We start from the raw sequence: 8,998 nt of genomic DNA on the forward strand, positions 1-8,998 counted from the left end.
CGGCGAGACGCCCGGCGGCCCTGGCGTCTACACCCTGCTGGCCCAGCACAGCGGCAAAGCCGCAGAGGTCGACGGCGCCTCCACGGCCGCCGGCGCACGGCTCGTCCAGCGCACCGCCGGCAGCGGCACCAACCAGCAGTTCGAGTTCGTGGACGCCGGCGACGGCCACGTCCGCGTCAAGGCCCGCCACAGCGGCCTGTTCCTCCAGGCCACGGGCACCACGACCGGCTCGGACGTCGTCCAGCAGGCCGACAGCGCTGCCACGAGCCAGCAATGGCGCGTCGTCGACCACGGCAACGACGTGATCAGCCTCGTCAACCGGCAGTCCGGCCTCGCCATGGACGTGTGGGAGCGCTCCAGCGCCGACGGCGCACGCATCGCCCTGTGGACCTACACCGGCAACACCAACCAGCGCTTCACCCGCCGCCGCGTCTGAGACCGCACCCGGCTGACACATGGCCCGCGCCTGACCAGGCGCGGGCCATTTTTTCCTCACCACACAACGGATCGTGCCGTGCTGCTCGCCCGATACCCGGGCTTCCAACGACTTTCTTGTGCGGGAACGCATGTCCTGCCACGTCTCGACGCAACACCGCACACGATCGAATTCGACGCCGTGCAGCACGGATGCGGCTCTGCCCGGCCGGAACGACCGGGCAGAGCCGCATTGTCCGCACGACGTCAGCTGGTGGACGTGGGGCCGCTCGAGATCCGCACGTCGTCGACGTGCACCGCCCCGCGCTCGGCCGAGTTCGCGTACCACGCGATCTTCCCGATCTCCGGCATCGAGGTGCGGAACGCGGCACCGGTGAGCACCCGCCGGCCGTCGACGTCCAGGTCGAAGCGTTGGTTCACGGTGTCCACGCCGAGCGTGATCCGATACCACTGGCCGGAGGCGTACGTGCCGACCACGCGGCTCGTGCCCCCCTCGTAGGCGTGGATCTGGCCGCGTGCGAGCGCGACGCTGACGGCCTGGCTGCCGCTGGAGTTGTACACGTACGGCAACCCGAACCAGCCCGCTTGCGTGTCGTTGCGCATCACCTGCGCCTCGATCGTGACCAAGCCCTGCAACGGGGTGCCGAAGATCCGGGCGAGGTTGGTCCCGTCCGTGCCGCCGCCGTCGGTCGTGCGGTTGAGCCGGACGCTCTTGTCGGTGACCGAAGGCGTGTCCACCACGCCGACCTCGTTCCCGGTCGAGACGACCCGCCACCCGTTCGTGCCGCTGGCGAGCGGGCCGGTCGCCGCGCCGTCGAACGACTCCTCGAACGAGATGCCGGGCGCCGGTCCGCCGCGCTCGAACGCGCCGATGTCCGGTCGGCTCCCGCTCGGCACGGGTGTTCCGGCGAAGTCGCGACCGCCGCTGCCGGTGACGGTGGCACCGGCGTCGACGAACACCGATCCGGCCTGGAGCGCGAAGTTCGCCGCCGTGTCGAGCCTCGGTCCGTTCTCGTCGCCGTAGGGTCCCCTGACCGCGGGATTGACGAACCTCGGATCGCCGACGACGCGCCTCGAATCGGACGAGGGCCGCGACGTGAGGTTCGACGAGTACCCGTTGTTGCTGTAGGTGAGGCTCGACTGTTGCAGGAACGAGGCGGACCGGCCGGACACGAACAGGTTGTTGGTCAGCGTGGCCCTGCCGGAGTTGTTGCCGCTCACCATGTTCGGCGCTTCGGTGCTGTAGAAGGTGTTGTTGTGGATGGTCGCCACCGTGCCTGCCTCTTGCCACATGTGGAGGTTCCACCGCTTGCTGCCGGTCACGACGTTGTAGCGGATCACCGCGCTGCCGAACCTGGGCGTGCCGCACCCGCAGAGCAGGATGCCGTCGCCGTTGTCGTGCAGGTAGTTGTACTGGAACAGCTGGTTGGTGGTGCCCACGTCGGGATCGAGGCCGTTCGCGTCGGCACTGCCCTGGGCGTGGTGGGTCCCCATGACCTCGTTGTGCTGCACGGTGACCCGGTCGGCGTAGTAGGTCTCGATACCGGACACGCCGACCCGGTCGATCACGTTGCGTTCGACGAGCCCGTCCCGGACGTTGGTGAGGTAGACGCCGTTGCCGCCGAAGGCGGTGTTCGCCTGCGTGATGTAGTTGCCGCGAATCGTGACGTTGGTGTGCGGGCGGAAGAGGACGTCGTCGGCCGTTCGGCGGGTGCCCCAGCCCGTCCGGACGGCTCCCGGCGCGTCACCGGTGTACTGCTTCACCGTGACGCCCGCGAACGAGGTGTTCTTGATCGTGGAGTTCTGCACGGTGATACCGGTGAGCACGGTCGGATTGCCGGGTGCCGCGATGTTGGGGACGGTGGTGGTGAAGACGATGCCGCCCGTGTTCTTGGAACGGTCCCAGCCGGTTTTCCAGGTGACACCGGGCGAGTTGTCCGCCGGGTCGCCGCCGATCCACTTGACCTCGCCCGTCACGTCGTGCACGTCGACCGAGTCGACCACGAAGTGGCGCAGGGTCCTGCCGTTGTCGCCGTGCACGCCGATGCCGCGGAAGTCACCGAGGTTCGCGCCGGGCGTCCCCGTCGCCGGCTTCGCGTTCGACACGTCGAGGTTGCGGATCTCCCAGTGTTCCTGGTTGAACAGCCGCACCACCTCGCCGACCGCACCCTGGCCGACGAGCTTCGGCTTGGCGCCGTCTCCGAAGCGGTCGACGGCGATCGGGGCACCGTCCACACCGGACCCCTTCGGCCACAACTGCCCTGCCCAGCTGTCACCCGCGCGGAAGCGAATGGTGTCGCCTGGCTGGAAAGTCGTCGAGTTCACCTTGCCCAGCGTGCGCCAGGGCGCGTCGCTGCTGGTCCCGGCGTTGGTGTCGTTCCCGGCCGCGCTGACGTAGTACGTGGAGCTCGCGGCGTTGGCCGGCCCCGCTGGGACGAGTGCGATCGAGAGGAACACAGCGGCCAACGCACATAACGCGGTGGCAAGCGCTCTCGGCGCGATTCGACGGTGGGCGATCACTGATGCCTCTTCTCCTCGTGGTGGTTGTGTTCGCTTCGAGCAGCAAACCTGGCTGACGGCTCAGGGGGCGGGCAGCGCACGTCCAGGGGAGGGCGCACCGGCGGGCACGTGGGAACCGGGGCAGCGATCGGAACCGGGCCAGGGGCAAAGAGAACGGGGCGGCCCTGTCGCCAGGTCCGCCGCGCATCCTCGGTGCTGCCGGGCAACCGCTGGCAGAGGGAACCAAGGGCATTCGACTCAGCGGACCTGGACCGCACACGGCGGCGAATGCCTCACCGCCTCCCTCATTTGACCGCTCCCGCGGTGATGCCACGGGTGAGGGTGCGCTGGAAGATCAGGGAGAACGCGATGGCGGGAATCACGCCGAGCAGCGCCGAGGCGCTGGTCATCGTCGCGTCCATCAGCCGCTGGCCCTGCAGCACACCCAGTGCGACCGGCACGGTCTGGGTGTCGTTGGAGATCAGCAGGACCAGCGGCAGGAAGAACTCGTTCCACGTCCAGATGAACGAGAAGACGAACAGCACACCCAGGGTGGGCCTGCTGACCGGCACCACGATCCGGACCAGGGTCTGCCACTTGTTCGCGCCGTCGAACCTGGCCGCCTCGAGCAGCTCGCGCGGAAACCCGGCGTACGTCGAGGACAACAGGTAGGTGCCGAACGCGGCCTGGATGATCGTGAAGATGATGATCACGCTGAGCTGCGTGTCGTACAGCCCGGTCTCCTTGGCCAGAAAGTACAACGGGTACACCATTGCCTCCTGCGGCAACGTGTTCGCCACGAGGAAGGCGATCAGAATCCACAGTCTGCCGCGGACCCGGCCGATCCCCAGCGCATACGCGTTCAGCACCGACACGACGACCGCCAGCACCGCGACCGAACCGCTGACGACGAAGCTGTTGAGCAGCTTCTGACCGAAATCGACCCGGTCCCAGAAGTCGATGATCCCCTGGAAGGTGATGTCGCTGGGCAACGCCAGCGGCCCGTCGGACGCGTACTGCGCCGGTGACTTCAGCGCGTTGAGGGCCACGATCACGAACGGCGCCAGCATCACGACCGCGAGCACGATCAGCGACCAGAGCACACCGTTGCTTCCGAAACACCCAGGAACCCCTGTGCGGTCCCCGGTGCGGAACTGGTGAGTTCAAGACGGATGCGGTCGCTCCGCACGGGAGCGAACCTGATGCTGGTCGGCTTGCCGGGTTCGGTGGCCCACTCGATCCTGGAGTCGCGCACCGGCACGAACTCCCTGCCGTTCCAGTACGACACCGCGATCGAGGCGGGTCGCGCGTGCGACGCGTCGGTGAGGAAGGACATCTGCACCGAGCCGGTCGGCTCTTCGCCGGCAGGGAGCGACACCCAGTCCGTCGCGTGCGCGCGGCTCACCGCGGGCAGCAAACCCGTGGCGCGCTTGAGGTAGTAGTTCGACCAGTACGTCGACGGGTTGCCGTCGAGCATCGCGGCCGGGATCGTGGTGCGGGCGCCCGAGTAGCTCGCGTCCGCTGTGGGAACAGGGGCCGCAACCGGTTCCTGTGCCGGCTCCGCGGCGGCCGCCGTGCGGCCGGGCCGCCCGCCGATCGCCGCGACCATCGCGGTCGCCGTGCGCAGACCGGAAGCGCGCGCTGTCACCGTGATCGCGGACGGCGACTGTCCTGATCGGACCATCGCCAGCGCCTTGCCGTTGAACGCGGTGCGCGAGCTCGCCTGGTAGTTCTCCGCGCTCTCCTGACGACCGTTGTCCAGGCCGGCCAGACTGCCGCCGCGGACCTGGAACGAGATCAGGTCGTCCGCGTCCGGCACGACCACGCCCGCGCGGTCGACGACCTCGGCCGTGACGAACGTGAGCGACTTCCCGTCCGCCTTCGTCACCCTGCGGTCGGGCGTCAGCTTGATCGCGTGCGGCTCGCCTGCGGTGCGGACCTCGTCACGGGCGACCACCACTCCCCCGCGCTTGGCGACCGCCACCAGGCGGCCCGGCTGGAACGGCACCGACCACGTCAGGTGCAGCTTGCCCACGCTGCTGTTCGGACTGGTGTAGCTACCGGGGAACGGACCGGTGGTGACCGTCTTGTCGTCGCCGGTCGCTTCCGTGGTCTCCAGGTACCTCGCGCCGTACGTGGTGGTCTTCGTGTCGAACTTCTGTTCCCCCAACGACTTCCCGTTGAGATACAGCTCGACGGTGTCCGCGTTGCTGTACGCCCACACCGACACCGGCTCACCCGGCTTGTGGCCGGTCCAGTTCATCGGCAGCAGGTGCACCATCGGATCGGTGCTCCACTGGCTGCGGAACAGGTGGTAGAAGTCCTTGGCGAAACCCGCGGTGTCGACGGCGCCGAAGAACGACGACTTCACCGGGAACACGTTGTACGGCGTCGGTTCGCCGATGTAGTCGATCCCGGTCCACAGGAACTGCCCGGCGAACCACTTGCGGTCGCGGTCCTTCTTCAACCCGTACTCACCGCTGTACGTCCACGTCTCCAGGTTGTTGTCGTAGGACGACGTGTTCCGCTTGCCCGGCGTGTAGTTCTCGCCGGTGTTGAGCTGGTCCGGATCCTGGTAGTAGCCGCGGGTCGAGGTGGACGAGGAGGACTCGGCCTCGAAGAAGAACTTGGTGGGATAACGGGTGTGCAGCTCGTCGATCGAGGAGGCGTTGTTGTAGTTCAGTCCCAGCCCGTCGAGCATCTGCAGGATCTGGTCCTGCGGTGAGCCGACCGCGGGAACGCGGCGGTACCGGTCGCTGCCCATCACGATCGGGCGGGTGGTGTCGACGGCGCGCACGTCGTCGATCAGCCGGCGGGCGATCGGCGGACCGGCTGCCCCGCTCGAGTCCGGGATCTCGTTGCCGATCGACCACATCACCACGGCCGGGGAGTTCTTGGCGGCGTGCACCATCTCGCGGAGGTCGGTGCTGCTGTGGGTGTCGAAGAACCGGCCGTAGTCGTAGCGCACCTTGGGAGCGCGCCAGGTGTCGAACGCCTCGACCTGCAGCAGGATCCCCATCTCGTCGCACGCCTGGACGAACTCAGGCGAGGGCGGGTTGTGCGAGGTGCGCACGGCGTTCACGCCCATGCTCTTCATGATCCGCAGCTGCCGGACGATCGCGTCCGTGGAGACCGCCGCGCCGAGCGCGCCGAGGTCGTGGTGGAGGTTGACGCCCTTGAGCTTCATCTCCACGCCGTTGAGCGAGAACCCGTTGTCCGGGTCGAAGGAGAAGTGCCGGACGCCCGTGCGCGTGCGCACGGTGTCGACGACCTCGCCCCGCACCCGGATCTCGGTGTCCACCGTGTACAGGTTCGGCTGGTCCACCGACCACAGGGCGGGCTTGCCGATCCGCACATCGGTGGTCGCGGTGCTCGGTTGCGCGGCCAAAGCGGCACGCGCCGTCCCCCTGCCGACGACCCGGCCATGGGGATCCTTCACCGTCGACACGATCTCGGCCTGGGTCTCACCCTGTTCGCTGACGGCGGTGGTGGCCACGCGCATCGTGGCGTAGCCGGACTTGATCGTGTCGGCCAGATCGGGCGTCGTCACCTGCACACCGTGGCGCGTCACGTGCGCCGGCTCGGTCACCACCAGCCGGACGTCGCGGTAGATACCGCTGCCCGAGTACCAGCGGCTGCTCGGCACCTGGTTGCGCACCTTGACCGCGAGAACGTTCGGCGTTCCGTCGGTGCGCGCGTGCGAACCGAGATCGTAAGCGAAACCGGTATAACCGTAAGGATGGTGGCCGAGCAATACGCCGTTGAGATAAACCTGGGAGTCCATGTAGACGCCGTCGAATTCGATCGACACCTTCTTCGCCGCCATCGATGACGGCAAGGTGAACGTCTTGCGGTACCAGCCGAGACCGCCGGGCAGAAAGCCGGTGCCCGCTCCCGTGTGCTGCCCCTCGACGGGGTCGAGACCGATGCTCCAGTCGTGCGGCAGACGCGTGTCCCGCCACGCCGGATCTTGCGCGTCCGGTTGCGGCACGTCCTCACCGGTCTTGTTGACCAGCGCGAACTTCCACGCTCCGGTGAAGTCGACCGCACGCCCGGCCGGCCGGACCTGCTCGACCGCCGCGGACTGGGCCGTACCCCCGGTGGCGCACAGCCCGGCCACGACCACGCAGCCGAGAGCAAGCCCCCAGACCCTTTTCGACCATCGATTCGACCGTCGAATAGCCAAAACTCACCGCCCTGTAGCGAATTCCGCGCCTGTTCCTGCCGCAAGGAAAGCGCTTTCCAGCTGTACGCGCAAGGGGTAGCACCGACTTTCCCCATCAGATCTCGCAATTCACGCCGGGCGAATGCACTCGTCGCCGGCAACGTGACAAGTCCGCGATCACGTGATCGGATGATCTTGGAATGAGGGAGGACCTCCGGGTTCGGTGTGGATTGCGACATCTGCACCGGCTAGCCAGGAGGCCCTCAATTACCCACGCTAACGCACCGCTGACCGAGAGGGGCAGGCTGCGCCTGGCCCGGTGTGTCGTCGAGGACGGATGGCCGCTGCGGCGAGCCGCTGAACGGTTCCAAGTCTCGGTGAGCACCGCGAAACGCTGGGCCGACCGCTATCGCGCCGACGGCCCCGCAGGCATGGCCGACCGGTCCTCACGTCCGCGCAACAACCCCAACCGCACCCATCCCCGCCAGGAGCGGCGGATCGTCAAGGTCCGGCTGGACCGCCGCTGGGGACCCGCCCGTATCGCCTACCTGCTCGGACTCAACCCCTCCACGGTGCACCGTGTCCTGCGCCGCTACCAGCTTGCCCGGCTGCGGCACCTGGACCGCGCCACCGGCACACCGATCCGCCGCTACGAACACCCCGCCCCCGGCGACCTCGTCCACGTCGACATCAAGAAGCTGGGCAACATCCCCAACGGCGGCGGACACCGCGTACACGGACGCGGCACAGGACGACGCAACGCTCGTGCCAGTACGCCGGCCCGAGCGCACTGCCACCCGGTCATCGGCTACAGCTACCTGCACAACGCGGTCGACGACCACTCCCGGCTCGCCTACAGCGAAATCCTGCCCGACGAACGCAAAGAGACCGCCGTCGCGTTCGGGCAACGCGCACAACTCTTCTTCCACACCAACGGAATCACGGTCGCACGAGTACTCACCGACAACGGCTCCTGCTACAAGTCCCTGCTCTGGCGCGACACGCTCACCGCCGCCGGGATCACCCACAAACGCACCCGCCCCTACCGGCCACAGACCAACGGCAAGATCTGTGAGTCTGGTCGTGGTGCTGCAGCAGAGCTGGTCTGACTCCGGCCAAGGTATGACCGTGGTGTCCTGCGTTCGATTTGTCGGCCGGCTCTGGTGCGGCACCGTGGTGCGCACCAGCCAGCCGGAACTGACCTGATAGGAGCTTGGCCAGAAGCCCCGTCACAGACCTGTCGCTCCGCCCGGCCGGTTCGCTCGATCCGTCAGAGCAGCCTCACGGAGGAGCAAGTTCAGCATGACAAGCCCTGCCACACCTGTCATCGGTGGTGTCGACACCCACAAACGCACCCACTACGCCGCGGTCATCGATGAGCACGGCCGTTTGCTCGGTCACCAGGAGTTCCCCGCGACCGACCACAGCTATCAACAGTTGCTGCAATGGATGCGCGGCCACGGTCGCGTCGGCGTGATCGGGGTGGAGAGCACCGGTTCGTTCGGCGCCACTCTCACCCGGTTCCTGACCAAGGCCGGTATCGATGTCGTCGAAGTCAACCAGCCCAATCGGCTGGCACGGCGCATGGACGGCAAGTCCGATCGTCTCGACGCCGAGCAGATCGCCCGAGCGGTCCACGGGCGGACCTCGACCGCGACTCCCAAGGCCAAAACGGGCAGCGTTGAGGTGATCCGCACCCTGCGAGTCACCCGCACCAGCGCGGTCAAGTCCCGAACCCAGGCGTTCAACACCTTGTGGGGCGTCATGATCGGAGCACCCTCACCACTACGCGACGACCTGGTCCCGCTCACCAAACGAACTCTGATCAACCGGTGTCTGCGGCTGCGGCCCGAAACCGATGATCTGTTGTCTCTGACCGGTGACGCCGAGCGGCTGCTG

5 protein-coding genes and 1 pseudogene are annotated in these 8,998 nt (G+C 67.6%); 3 read left to right on the top strand and 3 right to left on the bottom strand.

Annotation, left to right across the window (positions count from 1 at the left end; all coding sequences use genetic code 11):
* Positions 1–436: RICIN domain-containing protein (locus SK571_RS45705; RefSeq protein WP_319990353.1), on the top strand; the 436-nt coding region annotated here is incomplete at its 5' end.
* Between the two features lie 245 nt (positions 437–681).
* Here the strand turns inward: SK571_RS45705 and SK571_RS45710 are convergent.
* From SK571_RS45710 to SK571_RS45720, 3 genes are all read right to left on the bottom strand, one after another.
* Complete coding sequence (locus SK571_RS45710) at positions 682–2,892, bottom strand: right-handed parallel beta-helix repeat-containing protein (RefSeq protein WP_319990354.1); 2,211 nt, start codon at positions 2,890–2,892, stop codon at positions 682–684.
* 347 nt (positions 2,893–3,239) lie between these two features.
* Complete coding sequence (locus tag SK571_RS45715) at positions 3,240–4,037, bottom strand: carbohydrate ABC transporter permease (RefSeq protein ID WP_319990355.1); 798 nt, start codon at positions 4,035–4,037, stop codon at positions 3,240–3,242.
* Complete coding sequence (locus SK571_RS45720) at positions 4,022–7,060, bottom strand: glycoside hydrolase family 2 TIM barrel-domain containing protein (protein WP_319990356.1); 3,039 nt, start codon at positions 7,058–7,060, stop codon at positions 4,022–4,024. The genes SK571_RS45715 and SK571_RS45720 overlap by 16 nt, the downstream gene beginning before the upstream one ends.
* Before the next feature lie 305 nt (positions 7,061–7,365).
* Between SK571_RS45720 and SK571_RS45725 the strand changes: the two are divergent.
* Both SK571_RS45725 and SK571_RS45730 read left to right on the top strand, forming a co-directional pair.
* A pseudogene (locus SK571_RS45725) lies at positions 7,366–8,199 on the top strand (IS481 family transposase); the annotation flags it as partial.
* Between the two features lie 202 nt (positions 8,200–8,401).
* A partial coding sequence (locus SK571_RS45730) for an IS110 family transposase (RefSeq protein ID WP_319990357.1) occupies positions 8,402–8,998 on the top strand: 597 nt, incomplete at its 3' end.

Origin of the sequence: Lentzea kristufekii, from assembly GCF_033949925.1 — a bacterium.
Lineage (GTDB): Bacteria > Actinomycetota > Actinomycetes > Mycobacteriales > Pseudonocardiaceae > Lentzea > Lentzea kristufekii.